The organism is Verrucosispora sp. FIM060022 (assembly GCF_003977705.1).
In the GTDB taxonomy this organism is placed as follows: domain Bacteria; phylum Actinomycetota; class Actinomycetes; order Mycobacteriales; family Micromonosporaceae; genus Micromonospora; species Micromonospora gifhornensis.
On the sequence record NZ_RQIV01000003.1, the window covers coordinates 60040 to 77374 of the forward strand.

The 17335-nt window shown below is 71.7% G+C and carries 15 protein-coding genes; 7 read left to right on the forward strand and 8 right to left on the reverse strand.

Annotated features, from left to right (window positions below):
- Window positions 1-95 precede the first annotated feature (95 nt).
- From EG812_RS10770 to rimP, 5 genes are all read right to left on the reverse strand, one after another.
- Window positions 96-389: a DUF503 domain-containing protein gene (locus EG812_RS10770; protein WP_013732175.1), complete on the reverse strand. Its 294-nt coding sequence runs from the start codon at window positions 387-389 to the stop codon at window positions 96-98.
- Window positions 390-480: 91 nt separating this feature from the next.
- Window positions 481-3468, reverse strand: a complete 2988-nt coding sequence (gene infB, locus EG812_RS10775) for a translation initiation factor IF-2 (protein ID WP_126711490.1) — start codon at window positions 3466-3468, stop codon at window positions 481-483.
- Window positions 3469-3583: 115 nt separating this feature from the next.
- Window positions 3584-3988 (reverse strand): YlxR family protein, encoded by a 405-nt coding sequence (locus EG812_RS10780; protein WP_126711491.1) that lies wholly within the window; start codon window positions 3986-3988, stop codon window positions 3584-3586.
- A complete protein-coding gene (gene nusA / locus EG812_RS10785) occupies window positions 3909-4952 on the reverse strand; it encodes a transcription termination factor NusA (protein ID WP_013732172.1) in 1044 nt (347 codons plus the stop codon). The genes EG812_RS10780 and nusA overlap by 80 nt, the downstream gene beginning before the upstream one ends.
- A complete protein-coding gene (gene rimP, locus EG812_RS10790; protein WP_126711492.1) occupies window positions 4949-5593 on the reverse strand; it encodes a ribosome maturation factor RimP in 645 nt (214 codons plus the stop codon). The genes nusA and rimP overlap by 4 nt, the downstream gene beginning before the upstream one ends.
- A 220-nt stretch (window positions 5594-5813) precedes the next feature.
- Between rimP and EG812_RS10795 the strand changes: the two genes are divergently transcribed.
- The 6 genes from EG812_RS10795 (at window position 5814) to EG812_RS10820 (ending at window position 11407) form a co-directional block, all read left to right on the forward strand.
- Window positions 5814-6272 carry a hypothetical protein gene (locus EG812_RS10795; RefSeq protein WP_013732170.1) on the forward strand — a complete coding sequence of 153 codons (459 nt, stop codon included), beginning with the start codon at window positions 5814-5816 and terminating at the stop codon, window positions 6270-6272.
- Window positions 6272-6712 carry a ferritin-like domain-containing protein gene (locus EG812_RS10800; RefSeq protein ID WP_013732169.1) on the forward strand — a complete coding sequence of 147 codons (441 nt, stop codon included), beginning with the start codon at window positions 6272-6274 and terminating at the stop codon, window positions 6710-6712. Before EG812_RS10795 ends, EG812_RS10800 begins: the two co-directional genes overlap by 1 nt.
- Window positions 6713-6778: 66 nt before the next feature.
- Complete coding sequence (locus EG812_RS10805; protein ID WP_013732168.1) at window positions 6779-7360, forward strand: PadR family transcriptional regulator; 582 nt, start codon at window positions 6779-6781, stop codon at window positions 7358-7360.
- Window positions 7361-7458: 98 nt separating this feature from the next.
- A complete protein-coding gene (locus tag EG812_RS10810; RefSeq protein WP_043723355.1) occupies window positions 7459-8172 on the forward strand; it encodes an ABC transporter ATP-binding protein in 714 nt (237 codons plus the stop codon).
- The gene (locus EG812_RS10815) at window positions 8169-10919 is read left to right on the forward strand and encodes an ABC transporter permease (protein ID WP_158632498.1); all 2751 of its coding nucleotides are present in this window, start codon (window positions 8169-8171) and stop codon (window positions 10917-10919) included. The genes EG812_RS10810 and EG812_RS10815 overlap by 4 nt, the downstream gene beginning before the upstream one ends.
- Window positions 10920-10936: 17 nt before the next feature.
- A complete protein-coding gene (locus tag EG812_RS10820) occupies window positions 10937-11407 on the forward strand; it encodes a nitroreductase family deazaflavin-dependent oxidoreductase (protein WP_126711493.1) in 471 nt (156 codons plus the stop codon).
- 156 nt (window positions 11408-11563) lie between these two features.
- Here EG812_RS10820 and EG812_RS10825 read toward each other — a convergent pair whose 3' ends face one another.
- Both EG812_RS10825 and map read right to left on the reverse strand, forming a co-directional pair.
- Window positions 11564-12280, reverse strand: coding sequence for a VIT1/CCC1 transporter family protein (locus tag EG812_RS10825; protein ID WP_013732164.1), 717 nt, complete (start codon window positions 12278-12280; stop codon window positions 11564-11566).
- Window positions 12277-13134, reverse strand: coding sequence for a type I methionyl aminopeptidase (gene map, locus EG812_RS10830; protein ID WP_013732163.1), 858 nt, complete (start codon window positions 13132-13134; stop codon window positions 12277-12279). Before map ends, EG812_RS10825 begins: the two co-directional genes overlap by 4 nt.
- A 94-nt stretch (window positions 13135-13228) precedes the next feature.
- Between map and EG812_RS10835 the strand changes: the two genes are divergently transcribed.
- Entirely contained in the window at window positions 13229-13543 is a 315-nt protein-coding gene (locus EG812_RS10835) for an STAS domain-containing protein (RefSeq protein ID WP_013732162.1), read from the forward strand.
- A 43-nt stretch (window positions 13544-13586) separates the two neighbouring features.
- Here the strand turns inward: EG812_RS10835 and EG812_RS10840 are convergent, their stop codons facing one another.
- The gene (locus EG812_RS10840) at window positions 13587-17237 is read right to left on the reverse strand and encodes a SpoIIE family protein phosphatase (RefSeq protein WP_126711494.1); all 3651 of its coding nucleotides are present in this window, start codon (window positions 17235-17237) and stop codon (window positions 13587-13589) included.
- Window positions 17238-17335: the final 98 nt, after the last annotated feature.

Consider the following 17335-nt stretch of genomic DNA (forward strand, 5'->3'; position numbering starts at 1 on the left):
CGGATGGCGCCGTACGCCACCGGCCGGACCGGCCCTGACAACTCGAACCCTACCTGCGCCGCACCCGCCCCCGCGCGGGGCGGCCGATGCCCCGGTCAGTCCTCCTCGCCGTGCAGCCGGCGGCGTACCGACAGCAGTTCGATCTCCGGCCGACCGGCCACCATTCGCTCACAGGAGTCGAGCACCTCGCGGGCGTGCGCCGCCTCGGCAGCCACGACCGCCACACCTATCTCCGCTCGCCCGTGCAGGTCGAGCGCGCCCACCTCAGCGGCCGAGACCTCGAAGCGGCGCAGCGCCGCCACGATCGGCCGTACGTACGATCTCTTGGCCTTCAGCGACCGGGAGTCGCCCGGCAGCAGCAGGTCGAATACTGCGGTTGCGGTGTACATCGTCTGCGGACACTACCCGCACCCCACCCCACATGATCAAGGGGTTTACGCCTTTCGGCGTAAACCCCTTGATCAGTGCGTCACCGCAGGATCAGGCGCGAACCTTCTCCCGCATCTCGAAGGTCTCGATCACGTCGCCGACCTGGACGTTGTTGTAACCACCCAGGGTCAGACCACACTCGAAGCCCTCGCGGACCTCCGTCGCGTCGTCCTTGAAGCGCTTGAGCGAGCTGATCGTGAGGTTGTCCGCCACGACCGTGCCGTCGCGCAGCAGGCGCGCCTTCGCGTTGCGCCGGATGACACCCGACCGGACGATGCAACCGGAGATGTTGCCGATCTTGGACGAGCGGAACACGTCGCGGATCTCCGCGGTGCCGAGCTCGACCTCCTCGTACTCCGGCTTGAGCAGGCCCTTGAGCGCCGCCTCGATCTCCTCGATGGCCTGGTAGATGACGGTGTAGTACCGGATCTCCACGCCTTCGCGGTCGGCCATCTCGCGGACCTTGTTCGAGGCCCGCACGTTGAAGCCGATGATCGTGACCGGCTCGGACGAGGCGCTGGCGAGCATGACGTTGCTCTCCGTGATCGCGCCGACGCCCCGGTCGAGGACCTTGAGCTGGACCTCCTCGGGAATGTCGAGGTTGAACAGCGCGTCCTCCAGGGCCTCCACCGAACCGGAGACGTCACCCTTGAGGATGAGGTTGAGCGACGTCTTCTCGCCCTCCTTGAGCTGCTCCATGAGCGTCTCAAGGGTGGCCCGGCCACGGGAGTTGGCGAAGGCCGCCGCCCGCCGCCGTGCCTGGCGCTGCTCGGCGATCTGCCGCACCGTACGGTCGTCCGCCGCGGCCAGGAAGGTGTCGCCCGCGCCCGGCACCGCGGTCAGACCGAGAACCATGACCGGACGCGCCGGACCAGCCTCGGTGACCTGGTTGCCGTTCTCGTCGAGCATCGCCCGGACCCGGCCGTGCGCCCCACCGGCGACGATCGAGTCGCCCGCCCGCAGGGTGCCCTTCTGCACCAGCACCGTCGCCACCGCACCGCGGCCCTTGTCCAGGTGCGCCTCGATGGCCACACCCTGCGCCGGCCCGTCGATCGGAGCGGTCAGCTCCAGCGACGCGTCGGCGGTCAGCAGCACCGCTTCGAGGAGGTCCTCGATGCCGATGCCGGGCTTCGCGGCCACGTTGACGAACATGGTGTCGCCGCCGTACTCCTCGGCGACCAGGCCGTACTCGGTCAGCTGCTGGCGGACCTTGTCCGGGTTGGCCTCCGGCTTGTCGACCTTGTTGACCGCGACCACGATCGGCACGTCCGCCGCCTTGGCGTGGTTGAGCGCCTCGATGGTCTGCGGCATCACGCCGTCGTCGGCCGCCACCACCAGGATCACGATGTCGGTGACCTGGGCACCACGGGCACGCATGGCGGTGAACGCCTCGTGACCCGGGGTGTCGATGAAGGTGACCGCCCGGTCCTCGCCCTCGTGCGGGACGTGGACCTGGTAGGCGCCGATGTGCTGGGTGATGCCACCGGCCTCGCCGGCCACCACGTTCGCCTTACGGATCGCGTCGAGCAGCTTGGTCTTACCGTGGTCGACGTGACCCATGACGGTCACCACCGGCGCACGGCTGACCAGGCGGTCCTCCGCGACCTCGGCGTCGAGGTCGATGTTGAACTGCGCGAGCAGCTCGCGGTCCTCGTCCTCCGGGCTGACGATCTGCACGTTGAAGCCAAGGTGCTCACCCAGCAGCAGCAGGGTGTCGTCGGAGCACGACTGGGTCGCGGTGACCATCTCGCCCAGGTTGAACATCTCCTGGACCAGCGAACCCGGGTTGGCGTTGATCTTGTCGGCGAAGTCCGACAGCGAGGCGCCCCGGGAGAGCCGGACCGTCTGCCCCTGACCCCGGGGAGCACCCGAGCTCATGGTCGGAGCCGACAGGTTGTCGAACTCCTGTCTGCGCTGCTTCTTGGACTTGCGACCACGGGTCGGCTTGCCACCCGGACGCCCGAAGGCACCGGCGGCACCGCCGCCACGGCCACGACCGCCACCACCCGGACGGCCACCGCCGCCGGCCGGCGCACCTGGCCGGAAACCGCCGCCGGCACCGGCACCACCACCGGGGCCGCCACGGTAGCCACCGCCACCGGCACCACCACCGGGGCCGCCACGGTAGCCACCGCCACCGCCGCCACCACCGGGGCCGCCACGGTAGCCACCGCCACCGCCGCCACCACCGGGACGACCGGCACCGCCGCCGCCACCGGGACGACCGGCGCCAGGACCACCCGGACGACCGGGACGCTGGCTCGGCATCGACGCCGGGCTGGGCCGCGGCGGCATGGACGCCGGGCTCGGACGGGGCGGCATGGACGCCGGGCTCGGACGGGGCCCACCGGCACCGGCGGCCGGCGGACGCTGCTGCTGGCTGCCCTGGATGCCGAACGGGTTGTTACCGGCACCCCGCGCCGGCGGACGGCCCTGCCGGCCACCAGGGCCGGGGGTCGGACCACCAGGGCGGCCCGCGGCCGGGGAACCCGGACGGGGCGGCATGTTGCCGGGGCCGGGACGGGGACCCGGACGGGCGGTCCCTTCCGCCGGGGGCTCCCGGCGGACGTTGTCACGCTGCTGCTGGCGGGCGGCCTGCGCGGCCTTGACCGCAGCCTCCTGCTCAGCCTTCAGCGCAGCCGCACGCGCCTCGGCGGCGGCCACCTCGATGTCGTGAGCGCTCGCCGGCTTGGCGACCGGGGCCGCCGGCGGCGGCGGACCGGGCACCGGGGCCTTCGGCTTGGGCCCGGGAGCCGCCGGACGCCGAGGCGGCGTCGGCTTGGCGGTGATCCGGGGCTCGCCGGGGGTCGGCGACGGGGTCGGTGCCGCCGGAGCCGGCGCGGCCGACGGCGCAGCCGCCGGAGCACCAGCTCCACCGGAGGCGACGAAGGCGCTACGCAGCCGCCGGGCGACCGGCGCCTCGACGGTGCTCGATGCGGACTTCACGAACTCGCCCATTTCCTTCAACTTGGCGAGAACGGTCTTGCTTTCGACCCCGAGCTCCTTTGCAAGCTCGTGTACGCGGGCCTTACCTGCCACTGCACTCCTCACTCCGAGGTCGTGCGGGCAGCACCCGCAGCGACCTCACTCGTGCACTTGAAGCCTGGTCATTTCTGGGACTTCATCGTGTGCTCATGCTGGTCGTCCTACCTTGCTAGCGAACCTCGCCCGACCGGATGGCCGGACGTGGTGGTTGACGCGTCAGGTACTCCGCGAGGGCTCCGTCATCGGGAACCCCGGCGAGGCGCAGTGCCCGCCCGAAGGCGCGGCGCCGCACTGCCTGCGCGAAGCAGGCCGGATCCGGGTGCATGTTCGCTCCCCGACCCGGCAGTCTGCGGGCCGGATCGGGTCGGAGACCGTAGCCAGCCTCGTCGTCGATCGCGACGATCCGCAGTAACTCACTGGCCGGCGCACGCTGTCGGCAGCCCACACAGGTGCGCTCCGGCGGCGTGCGTCGTACCACTGGTGGAAGTCTACCCCTAGCTGCCCGAGACCGCGCCGCCCGGTTCCCGGACCTGATCGACTCCAGGGCGACCGGCAGCGCCAGCCTGCTCGGCATCGGACCGAATGTCGATCCGCCATCCGGTCAACCGGGCAGCAAGCCGGGCGTTCTGCCCTTCCCGCCCGATCGCCAGCGACAACTGGAAATCCGGGACGGTCACCCGCGCCGCCCGGTTCGCCAGGTCGACCACCTCGACCCGCAGGGCCTTGGCCGGAGAAAGCGCATTACCGACGAAGGTGGCCGGATCGTCCGACCAGTCGATAATGTCGATTTTTTCGCCGTGCAGCTCGCTCATCACAGCCCGGACCCGCTGACCCATCGGACCGATGCAGGCACCCTTGGCGTTGACACCGGGCGTGGTGGAGCGCACAGCGATCTTCGTACGATGACCCGCCTCGCGGGCGATCGCGCTGATCTCGACGGTGCCGTCGGCGATCTCCGGCACCTCCAGCGCGAAGAGTTTCTTGACCAGGTTCGGATGCGTACGCGACAGGGTGATCTGCGGGCCGCGCATGCCCTTGGCCACGTGCACCACCACGCACCGGATCCGCTCACCGTGGGTGTACCGCTCCCCGGGGACCTGCTCCGACTGCGGCAGGACACCTTCCAGCTTGCCCAGGTCGACGGTGACGATGCCCTTCTCGGCCCGCGCCTCGTGCGCCTGCACCACCCCGGTCACCAGGTCGCCGTCGCGGCCCACGTACTCGCCGAAGTGCACCTCGTCGGTGGCCTCCCGCAACCGCTGGAGGATCACCTGCTTGGCCGTCATGGCGGCGATCCGACCGAAGTCGTGCGGAGTGTCGTCCCACTCCCGGACGACACCGCCCTCCGGGTCCATCTCCTGGGCGTAGACCAGGGCCGCGCCGCTCTTGCGGTCGATCTCCACCCGGGCGTGCGACTGGGCACCCTCGGTGTGCCGGTACGCGGTCAGCAACGCGGTCTCGATCGCCGCGAGGATCGTGTCGAACGGGATCTCCCGCTCGCGCTCGAGTGCGCGCAGCGCCGCGAGGTCGATGTTCACCTCTCCTCGTCCTCCACATCATCTTCGTCGTCGACGTCTTCTGATTCGGGTAGTTCGTCGAGGCGGCTGAACTCGACCTGCACCCGGCCCGGGCCGAGATCGGCGTACGGCCACTGGACGCGCTCACCGTCGACCTCCAGCGCCACGGACTCGTCGTCCGCGGCGACCACGCGACCGGTCACCTGCCGGTCGCCCGCCGGTCGGGCACCGGACTCGCCGGCGCCCCGGACGGTCACCCGGACCAGCCGGCCGACGTTGCGTCGCCAGTGCCGGGGCAGGGTCAACGGACGGTCCACGCCCGGTGAGCTCACCTCAAGCTGATATTCACCGGCGACGATGTCGCCGCCGCTCTCCTCGGCCGCGTCCAGCGCCGCCGAGACCGCCCGGGAAACGTCCGCCACCGCGTCCAGGTTGATCCCGCCGTCGGCGTCCACGATCACCCGGACCACGTGCCGACGGCCGGCCCGGGAGACGGACAGGTCCTCCAGGTCGTAACCGGCGCTGTCGACCACCGGCGCGATCACCGCGCGTAGCCGCTCCCGGCGGGCGGCAAGGTCACCCCGGGCACCCTGGCCGTCACGCGGGGCCGGGCCGCCACGCGGTCGCCCCGCCGTTCTGGTGGCACGGCCACGCTGCGTCATCTGTCCGACCCTTCCACTGCTCGCCGACTGCCATGCCGGCACGCCACCGGTGCGGACGCGCCGGTGGCTGCGCAGAGCGTAACGCGCCCGCCTCCGGACGGCCCGGGCGGCGCACCGACGCCACCGCCGTACACGGGCCGTGGTGATGGTGTTGACTTGTCCGGTGGCGATGGGCAGAACGACTCGGCGGGACGGATCCTCCCCGCTCTCCCGACGCGCGGTGCTGCGGGCCGGCGCGTTGCTGGCGCTCGGCGGGGCCGCCGCGCCGCTGACCGGATGCGGCTTGCTCGACCGCGACGAGCCGCCCCGGCCGGACCCGCTCGCTCCGCTGATCGACGAGTCGCTGCGTCTCGCGGCGGGGCTGCGCTCCGCCGCCGACGCCCATCCCGACCTGGCCGCCCGCCTCGTCCCACTGGCCGAGACACATGAGGCGCACGCCACAGAACTCGCCCGGGTGACCGGCACGGCCCTTCCGTCGGGGTCGCCGTCCGGATCGGCCGCCCCACCGTCACCGGAGCAGCCGGCGGGCCGGGCCGCCACCCTGTCCGCGCTGCGCAAGGCCGAACGCGCCGGGCGGGACTCGGCCACCGCGGCCTGCGCCGCCGCACCCGGTGACCGGGCAGCGCTGCTCGGCTCGATCGCCGCCGCGCGGGCCACCCACCTGGAGGCGCTCAAGTGATGACCGCACCGACCGGCACCGAGGACCCGCTCGCCGCCGCGCTCACCGCCGAATACGCCGCGATCTGGGCGTACGGCCCGATCGGGGTACGCCTCGCCGACGCCGAACGCAAGGCCGCCGTCGAGGCGGAGGACGCCCACCGCGGCCGGCGCGACGCACTGATCCTGGAGTTGAGTACCGGTGGCGCCGCCGTTCCGCCGGACCGACCCGGCTACGCGCTGCCCTTCCCGGTCACCGACCGGGCCAGCGCGCTGCGGCTCGCGGTGGAGGTCGAGGAGCGCACCGCGGCGTTCTGGCGGGCGGTGCTGCCGGCCAGCACGGGTGCCGAACGGGACCGGGCACTGAGCGCTCTGATCGAGTACGCGGTACGGGCCACCCGCTGGCGACGGGCCGCCGGGATCACCCCGCTGACCGTGGCGTTTCCGGGCCGTCCTGGCTGAGCAGGCAGGCCCCGCGAGCCGCCCAGCGGTTGCGATCTGACATACCAGGTATGCATACTCCGCAGCATGTCCATCCGCCACGGTCTGCTCGCCCTGCTCGAACGCGGCCAGATGTACGGCTACCAACTGCGCGCCGCGTTCGAGGAGTCGACCGGCTCGACCTGGCCGCTGAACATCGGGCAGGTCTACACCACGCTGTCCCGGCTGGAACGTGACGGACTGGTCCGATCCCTGCCGGAGAGCGAGGCCGGGCAGCGGCCGTACGAGATCACCGACGCCGGGCGGGCGGACCTGGCGCTGTGGTTCGCCACGCCGATCAGCCGCACCGACCGCCCCCGCGACGAGTTGGCGATCAAGTTGGCATTGGCGTTGACCACGCCCGGGGTGGACGTCCGCACGGTGGTGCAGAACCAACGCACCGCCACCATGCGTACATTGCAGGAGTTGACCCGGTTGAAATACACCAGCGACCGGCCGGAGGATCTGCCCTGGCGGTTGGTGCTGGACGCGATGATGTTCCAGGCCGAGGCAGAGGTGCGCTGGCTCGACCACTGCGAGACGAGTCTGGTGCGACACCGCCCCCCGGCTTCCGGCCCGACGCCCACCTCCGAGGCGGTGGGCTTCAGGGATGAGGAGGCGCGACGGTGAGTTCGGGCAACGAACCGACACCTGCCCTTTCCAATCGCAGCGGTCAGCCGGGCGCGGGGGGCCAGGGCAGCGCCCCGACCGCGACGACGACCGACGCGGTGCTGGAACTGCGTGACGTACACCGCACCCACGGCAACGGCCCCGCCGCCGTCCACGCCCTGCGCGGAGTGAGCCTGGTCGTACGCCCCGGCGAACTGGTCGCCGTGATGGGTCCCTCCGGCTCCGGCAAGTCGACCTTGCTCACCCTGGCCGGTGGCCTGGACAGCCCGACCTCCGGTGAGGTGCACGTCGAGGGCCAGCCGCTGCACGCCCTGGACCGCAGCGGCCTGGCCCGGTTGCGGCGACGCCGGATCGGCTACATCTTCCAGAACCTGAACCTCATCGGCAGCCTGACCGCGGTGGAGAACGTCGCGCTGCCCCTGGAACTCGACGGGACGGGTGTGCGCCGGGCCCGGCGGCTCGCGCTTGACGCGCTGACCGAGGTGGGCATGTCGGAGCTGGGCGATCGGGTTCCGGACCAGCTCTCCGGCGGTCAGCAGCAGCGGGTGGCGATCGCCCGGGCCCTGGTCGGCGAGCGTCGCCTCGTGCTGGCCGACGAGCCGACCGGGGCACTGGACTCGCAGACCGGGGAGGCCGTCCTGCGGCTGCTGCGCCGCCGGGTCGACGCGGGCGCCGCCGGTGTGCTGGTCACCCACGAGGCCCGACACGCCGGCTGGGCAGACCGGGTGGTGTTCCTGCGCGACGGCCTGGCCGTCGACTCGACCGCACCGCTGGTCGGCATCGAATCCCTGCTCTCCGGCAGCGGCCGGTGAGCGAGCAGGGACGCCCGAGGTTCGGTAAGGCACGGACGGCCGAGTTCGTCGGGTCGTGGCGCGCCGCGCTGCGCATCGCCCGCCGGGAGGCGAGGCGAGCGCGCGGCCGTACCGCCCTGGTGCTGAGCATGATCATCCTGCCGGTGCTGGCACTCACCTTCGTCGCGGTCAGCGTGGACATGTCGCGGCTCACCGCCGACGAACGACTCGACCGCCAACTGGCAGCGGCGGACGCCGAGCTGCGACTCGTCTCCCGCGCCGGCCCGATCACCCAGAGCGGCAACGGCGACCACTGGAACGTGGCGGTCGAGAACGACGACGAGACCACCGAGGTTCCGCGGCCGCCCAGCACGCAGGAGATCGCCGCCCTCCTTCCCGAAGGCAGCCACGTCCTGCCGGTGGTGCGCTGGCTGCCGATCACCACCTGGGATGACGACCAGGACCACATGCACGAGCTGACCGCGTCCGTGGTCGACCTGACCGATCCGCTCGGACGCGGACTGGCGCACATCCACGCCGGCCGGGCACCAGTCGGTGCCGACGAGATCGCGGTGAACCCGGCCGCTCGGCGCAAGCTCGGCGTAGCCCTCGGTGACCAGGTCAACGCCAGCAACGGCAGGCAGAGCTGGACGGTCGTCGGAGTGATCGAGGCTCCCGATCAGCTGAGCCCGGCAGCGATCCTGCACCCCGCCGGGGTGCCACCGGGCGCGGTGGAAATCGACCCTGTCTTCCTGGTCGACCTGCCCGGACCGATCACCACCGACCTGTTCCGCCACCTCAACGACCACGGCGTGGTGGTGACCACCCGGACTCCCGCGCCACCGACGGAGTACGACGCCGCGTGGCGCGGCGGGATCGGGGCGCGGGAGGAACTCAGCCTCGGGGTGCTGATCGGCGGACTCGGTCTGCTTGAGGTGGTGCTGCTGGTCGGCCCGGCCTTCGCCGTCGGGGTACGGCGCCGACGGCGGGAACTCGCGCTGGTCGCGGTGGCCGGTGGCGACGCCACCCAACTGCGCCGGGTGGTACTCGCCGACGGTGTGGTCCTCGGCGCCGTCGGTGCCCTGCTCGGCATCGCGCTCGGCATCGGTCTGGCCGTGGCCGGTCGACCGTTGATGGAGGAGTTCGTCTTCCAGCACCGCTTCGGCGGGTACCGTTTCTGGCCCGCCGCCCTTGTCGTGATCGGGCTGGTCGCGGTGCTCGCCGGGGTGTTGGCGGCCCTGACACCGGCGTGGATGGCCGCGCGACAGGACGTGGTGGCCGGGCTCGCCAACCGGCGTACGCCTCCGGTGCACTCGCGGCGGTGGCTGATCGTCGGCCTGCTCCTTGCCGCCGGTGGGGCCGCGGTGGCCGCGCTCGGTGCGGTGGTGTCCTCGGATTCGGTCACCCTCGCCGGGCTGCTGGTCGGTGAACTCGGGCTGGTCTTCGCCACCCCGACGCTCGTCGGGCTGGTGGCCCGGGTCGGCCGGTTCCTGCCACTCGTGCCCCGGATGGCACTGCGCGACGCCAGCCGCAACCGGTCCTCGGCCGCGCCCGCCATCTCCGCGGTGATGGCCGCGGTCGCCGGCAGCGTCGCACTCGGTCTGCTGCTGGTCAGTGAGCAGGCGCGCGACGAGGAGCGGTTCCGACCGTCGTTGCCGGACCGCAGCGTGCTGGTATCGGTCGACGGTGCGCCCGGCGACCATTCGCCTCCCACGCTCGCCGAGATCACCGAACCGGCTCGCGAACATCTCCACGCCCGGGCCATCGCCCCGCTGATGTCGGCCGGTTGCGTGCGGTTGCCGGACAACTGTCTGATCACCGCGACGTTGCCGCCCGAGCGGGCCTGCCCGTGGCGAAGTGACCGGACGCTCAGCGAAGCCGAGCAGCTCCAGGCCCGGGCCGACCCCCGCTGCCAGGGACGACCCGACGACTACTTCGGTCTCACCTTCCGGGTGGCCGTCGACGACGGGTCGGCGCTGCCGATCCTCACCGGTGCCGGGCCGGATCAGGTCGCCGCCGCCACCGCCGTGCTGCGCGCCGGCGGAGCGGTGCTGACCGACCCCCGCTACGTGGTGGACGGTCGAGTGGAGTTGCAGGTGCTCCGCCACCTCGACGAGGAGCGGCAGGAGCAGGTGCGGACCCTGGAGGTGTCCGGCCACGCGCTGCACCACGATCTCGACATGAAGTGGCTGCTGCTGTCTCCGGCCGCAGCCGACCGGCTGGGACTCGTCACCCGACACACCGGCTGGGCGATCGGCAGCGATTCCGTACCCGAGCAGGAGCAGCAGATGCGGTTCAACAGCGCGATCCGCGCGCTCGGACCGCTCGGGGTGGAAATCTCGGATTCGCATTACCGCAGTGGCACGCTGGCCGGGTTGCTCCTGCTGGCCGGGGTCTCCGCGGTGGTGACGGTGGGCGCCACGGCGAGCGCCACCGGCCTGGCCGCGGCCGAGGGTCGCGCCGACCTGTCCACCCTCGCCGCGGTCGGCGCCAGTCCGCGCGTACGTCGACTGCTCTCCCTGTGCCAGGCCGGTGTGATCGCCGTGCTCGGCTCGGCGCTGGGCATCGTCGCCGGCCTCGGCGCAGCGATGATCATCTTGCTCTCCAGCAACCAGCGGTACGTGGACACCTGGCCGATCGAGCCGCCGTACCCGGTGATCGTGCCCTGGATCACCCTGGGCGTACTCGTCGCGGTGCCGCTGGTGGCGATGGTCGGGGCGGCGTTGTTCACCCGCTCCCGGCTGCCGGTGGAACGACGGATGGACTGAGCCGGGACACTAGGAGAATGTCCACTCTGGGTTCCCTCACCCGCCGACTCGGACGGTACCGCTGGTTCGGTGCCGCCATGCGCCTGCTCGTCCCCGCCGACCGGCTCGTCGGGCGGCTCACCCGGGGCCGGGTGGTGGCGCTCGGGCTCGTACCGTCCCTGGTCATCACCACGACCGGTCGCCGCTCCGGCAAACCCCGCAGCAACCCCCTGCTGTACGTACCCGACGGCACCTCGTACGTCGTGATCGGCTCCAACTGGGGACAGACCCACCAGCCGGCCTGGTCGCTCAACCTGCTGGCCAACCCCGAAGCCGAGGTCGACGTCGGGGGACGACGCATCCCGGTACGCGCCGAGTTGGCCACCGGCCCCGAACGCGACCGCCTGTGGCAACTGCTGCTCGACGAGTGGCCCGCCTACCAGGCCTACGTCGAACGATCCGGCGGCCGCCAAATCCGCATCTTCCGCCTAACCCCCACCACCCCCTAGCCCCTGCCCCTGCCCCTGCCCCGTCGATCTTGCACTTTTGGTCGCTGAATTGCGGCTTAAGTCGCTTTCACCCCGACAGAAAGTGCAAGATCGACGGTGCGGTCGGGGCGGGGCGGGGGTGGGGTGGGGGTGGGAGGGGTGGGGGTGGGGGGAGGGCTAGCCTAGGCCGCCTTGGACGCCGATGAGGGTGCCGATGGCGTAGGTGGCTGCGGCGGCGGCGGCGCCCAGGAGCAGTTGGCGCAGGCCGCCGGTCCACCAGCGACGGTTGGTGAACCGGGAGACGACCGCGCCGGCGACGAAGAGGCCGAGCCCGCCGACCGCCAGGGCCAGCGCCAGGCTCGTCGCACCGAGCAGATACGGCAGCAGCGGCACCAGCGCGCCGACGGAGAAGCAGAGGAACGACGAGGTCGCCGCCGTCCACGGGTTCGGCTGTTCGTCCGGGTTGACGCCCAACTCCTCCTGCACGTGCACGCGCAGCGCCGTCTCCGGGTTGCGGCGGATCGCCTCGGCCATCTGCCGGGCGAGGTCCTCCGGCAGACCTCGGGCGACCCAGATCTCGGCCAGTTCCCTGGCCTCGCCCTCGGGGTTGCGTTCCAGTTCGCGCCGTTCCTTGGCCACCTCGGCGGCGATCTGCTCGTTGGCCGACCGGACGCTCGTGTACTCCCCGAGCGCCATCGAGATCGCGCCGGCGACCAGACCGGCGGTGCCGGTCAGCACGATGTTGCGCGGCGACACTCCGCCGCCGCCCACGCCCGCGATCAGCGCGATGTTGGTGACCAGGCCGTCCATCGCCCCGAAGACGGCCGGCCGCAGCCAGCCGCCCGAGACGTCCGCGTGGTGCGGCTCCCGAAGCGCCGCCGGAGTCTCGGTCACGGCAGGGTCAGGATCTCGTGACCGTCCTCGGTCACCACGATGGTGTGCTCGAACTGGGCGGTCCACTTGCGGTCCTTGGTGACCACCGTCCAGCCGTCGTCCCAGAGGTCGTACTGGTAGGTGCCGAGAGTGATCATGGGCTCGATGGTGAACGTCATGCCGGGCTCCATCACGTCGGTGGGCCGAGGGCTGTCGTAGTGCGGCACGTAGAGCCCGCTGTGGAACGCCTCACCGATGCCGTGGCCGGTGAAGTCACGGACCACCCCGTAACCGAACCGCTTGGCGTACGACTCGATGACCCGGCCGATGACGTTGATCTGGCGGCCCGGGGCGACCGCCCGGATGCCGCGCATCATCGCCTCGTGGGTCCGCTCGACGAGCAGCCCGGCTTCCTCGCTGACCTCACCGACGCAGAAGGTGGCGTTGGTGTCGCCGTGCACCCCGCCGATGAAGGCGGTGACGTCGACGTTGATGATGTCGCCGTCGGCCAGCACCGTCGAATCCGGGATGCCGTGGCAGATCACCTCGTTGAGGCTGGTGCAGCAGGACTTTGGGAAGCCCTTGTAGCCCAGTGTCGACGGGTACGCGTCGTGGTCGACGAGGAACTCGTGCACCACCCGGTCGATCTCGTCGGTGGTGACGCCGGGCTTGCAGTGCTCCCCCGCAAGCTGCACGGCCTGGGCGGCGATCCGCCCGGCGACCCGCATCTTCTCGACGGTCTCCGGAGTCTGCACGTGCGACCCCTGCCACGGCCGGGGCGCCTTCTTACCGACGTACTCGGGCCGGGCGATGTTGGCGGGCACCTGCCGCCACGGGGATTGCCTGCCTGGGGTCAGCGGCGCACGGACGGTCATGCGGCAAGCCTATCGCCGAGCGCTCGGTGACCCCCAACACCGTCCGGGACCGACGGTTGTTGCCACACCAGGAACGCTGTGTCAAGGTGTCAGCGTGGATCAAGGGAGCGCACCTCCCGTCTTCTCCGCCGTCGCGGAGACCGACGGTGATCACCTCATCGTGGTGGTCACCGGTGAGGTCGACATGGCCACCGCCGACACCATGCTGCAGGCCGCGCTCCGCGAGCCGGCGGCCCGGGTGACCCTCGACCTGCGGGCGGTCACCTTCTTCGACTCGGCGGCCATCCATGCGGTGGTTCGACTCGCCGGCCACTATCCGGGCACCCTGACCGTGCTGCCCTCCCGACAGGTCACCCGGGTGCTGGAGATCGCCGGGCTGGGCGGGCAACCCTGGCTGCCGCCCGGCTGACCGGCCGATCGACGCAGAGATCAAGTGCGGCGGTCGGGAGGACTCAGTCCTCCAACCTTCGGCGCAGGGTGACCTGCGTCCCTTCTGGGGTGTGGTCGACCGACAGCTCCCCGAGTGCCCGGATCAGCGACAGGCCCCGGCCCCGGAAGCCCGAACCTGTCGACTTGCGCCACCGGCCGGTGTCCCGCACCGTCGCCACGACCTCCCGGTTCTCCACCGACACCTCGATCTCGATCACCGGCTCCACCGGGTCGACCGGATGCTCGATCGCGTTCGCCGCCGCTTCGGAGACCGCCACGGTGAGGTCGAACAGGTCGGTTTCGCTCACCTCGTGCGCGACGAGGAAGTCCTCAAGTCGCTTGCGGAGCACGCTCAGCCGGGTCGGGTCGGCGGGCAGCCGCAGCGCGAACCGGTTGAGTTCGGTGGCCTCCAGAGCGAGCACCGCCACGTCGCCGCGGCGCGGCCGGTCGGCGACCCGGTTGACCACCGTGTCGACCAGATCCGCCACGTGTTCGCTGGCCCGCGCGGCGTCGGCCCGCAACTGGGTCAGGGCCACGTCGATGGCGACCTGCCGGTCCTCGATCAGCCCGTCGGTGTAGAGCAGCAGACGGTCACCGGCCCGCAGCTCGCCGGAGACCGTCTCGTACGCCGCGCCGGGGATCGCTCCGACCGGCGGACCGAGGGCCCGGTCGTGCAGGAACGCCACGTCGCTGCCGCGGATCAGCAGCGGGGACGGGTGGCCGGCGCTGGCGTAGCGCAACTGCCCGGTACGCGGGCTGAACCAGAGGCAGAAGACCGTGGCGAAGGTACGCGACTCGGTGGAGTCCACCAGCCGGTTCAGTCGGGTCAGCGACTCACCCGGGTCGAAACCCTCCAGCACGTACGCCCGCAGCGCGTTGCGCAGCTGACCCATGGCCGCCGCGGCCGGCACGCCCTTGCCGACCACATCGCCGATCACCAGGACGAGTTCGTCGTCGTCGCGGGCGACGACGTCGTACCAGTCGCCGCCCACCTCGACGTCGGCGCTACCCGGCAGGTAGCGGCTGGCGACCACGGTGCCGGGCAGTTGCGGCAGCGTACGGGGCAGCAGACTGTGTTGCAGGGTGGTGGCGATGCGGTGCTCGGCCTCGTAGAGCTGAGCGTTCTCCAGCCGGACGCCGACCAGTCGGGCCAATTGGGTCAACGCGGCCTCGTCGGTGCCGATGCCGTCCACGGACGGCCGCCACACCCGCAGCTCACCGAGCTGCCGTCCGGCGACGCCGGTCAACGGCAGCACGAAGGACGGGTCGACCGGCGCGGTGCCGCCGCCGTCGGCCTCGTACCGTGCCCCGCCGGCGGCGACCACGACCCGGACGGCCTCGGCGAGGCTGAGCGCGTGCCGGGCCGCGACCTGGAGCACGTCGGCGGTGGACCGGGCGGTGTTCACCGCGACCGCGGCGTCGGCGAGGGCGCGCAGCCGGCGGATGATCTGGCCGCGCAGCTGGCCGAGTTCCACGTTGGCGCGGACCCGGGCGATCAGCTCCTGCCCGGAGAAGGGCTTGGTCAGGTAGTCGTCCGCGCCGACCGACAGCCCGGCCACCTCTTCGGCGGAACCGGCTCGGGCGGAGAGCAGCACGATCGGGACGTACCGGGTGCGGGGGTCCGCGCGCAGCGCGGCGACCAGGCCGAATCCGTCCAGCCGGGGCATCATCACGTCGGTGAGCACCAGGTCGAAGGCGACCTCGGTGGCTACCCGCAGCGCCTCGACGCCGTCGGTGGCGGTCACCACGTCCCAGGTCGGCCCGAGCAACCGGGCCACGTGTTCGCGCAGGTCGGGGTTGTCGTCGACGACCAGGATGCGGCCGTGCGAGCCGGCCGGGACCGATCCGGGGGTGGGCGTGGCGTGGTCGTCGCTGGTCCAGCGAGCCGACTCGGCCACGAACAGCGGGGCCTGCCGCAGCTCGCGTTCGGTGGGGTCGGCGTCGGCGACCCGCTCGGCGGGCAGGTGCGCGGTGCCGAACGGGATGGTGACCGCGAAGGTGCTGCCCTTGTCGACCTGACTGCTGGCGCTGACCTGCCCGCCGTGCATCTCGACCAGTTCACGGACCAGCGCGAGCCCGATGCCGGTGCCCTCGTGGCTGCGGGAACGCACTCCCGGCACCCGGTGGAAGCGTTCGAACACGTGCGGCAGTTCGTCCGGGTGGATGCCCACGCCGGTGTCGGTGACCTCCAGCCGGGCCGCCCCGTCGACCGGCCGGACCCGGATCTGGATCTCGCCGTCGAAGGTGAACTTCACGGCGTTGGAGACCAGGTTGAGGACGATCTTCTCCCACATGTCCTGGTCGACGTAGACCGGCTCGGCCAACGGCGGACAGTCCACCACCAGGCGCACGCCGGTGCGTTCGGTGGCCGAGCGGAAGGTGCTGGCCAACCTGCCGGTGTAGTCGGCCAGGTCGGTGGGCTCGTAGTGGGCGGCCAGCCGGCCCGACTCCAGGCGGGAGAAGTCCAGCACGGTGTTGACCAGCTTGAGCAGTCGCAGCCCGTTGCGGTGCATCACGGTGAGCCGCTGGGTGTACGCCTCCGGCAGCTCGGGATCGGCGAGCATCTCCTCCAACGGGCCGAGCACGAGCGTCAGCGGCGTACGGAATTCGTGGCTGACGTTGGCGAAGAAGTTGGTCTTCGCCAGGTCCAGCGCGGCCAGTTCGGCGGCGCGGGCCCGTTCCTGCTCGTACGCCCGCTGTTTGCCGACCGCCCGGGAGATCTGGGCGGCCACCAGCTCGAAGAAGGTGCGGTAGTCGTCGGTGAACGGCAGCCGGCGGGCCACGCCGAGCACCAGGACACCGGCCGGCTCGTTGGTCGCGCTGATCGGCAGCACCACCACCTCGTCGGCGGCTCCGGTGGGGACCCGGCCGAGCAGATCGACGGTGGGCACGGTGACGGCGGCACCGGTCATCGCGACCTCGACAAGCCGGCTCGCCGGATCGGCGGGCGCGCTGTCGAGCCCGGTCATTCCGGCCCGACGCAGGTGCCCGTCGCCGGCGTCGAGATAGAGCAGGGCGAAGGGCACGTCCGCGCGATGCCGGTCGAGCACGGCCGTGACGGCGCGGCCGAGGTCCTCGATGCTGCCCGGGTCGGCCAGTTCCGACCCGAGTTCGGCCAGGGCGCGCAGCCGGCGTTCACCGAGCACCCGGCCGGTGGTCTCGCTGCAGATGCAGAGGACGCCGTGGATGGCCCCGTCCGCGCCACGGATCGGGTCGTAGGAGACGTCGAAGTAGACGTCCTCGACGAAGCCGTGCCGGTCGAGCAGAAAATGGTGGTCCTGCGCCTGGTACGCCTCGCCGTCGCGCAGCACCCCGGTCAGCAGCGGCCCCAGCACGTCCCAGGTCTCCGCCCAGTGTTCGCGGGCCGGCTGCCCGAGCACGGCGGGATGCTTGTCGCCGATGGTCGGCCGGTAGGCGTCGTTGTAGAAGGCGCGTAGCTCCTCGCCCCAGAACACGACGATCTGCGCCTTGGAGGCGAGCATCGTGCTCAACGCGTTGCCCAGCGCGTCGGGCCAGTGCTCCGGGACGCCCAGCGGACTCGCCGACCAGTCATGATCGCGCAGCAACCGGCCCATCTCGCCGCCCCCGGCGAAGGCTGCCGCGAGAAGAGGCGGAATCCGGCCGTCCGTCCCGGACGGATAGCCTCCGCCCGCACCCCCTTGGGCCGAGTTCATGCAGCCTCCCCGGCCGTCCACATGCGCTCCGATCATCTCTGCCGCGTCCGCCTTCTACCCCGACGGGCCAGCAACGTAACGCATCAGGACTGCCAGAC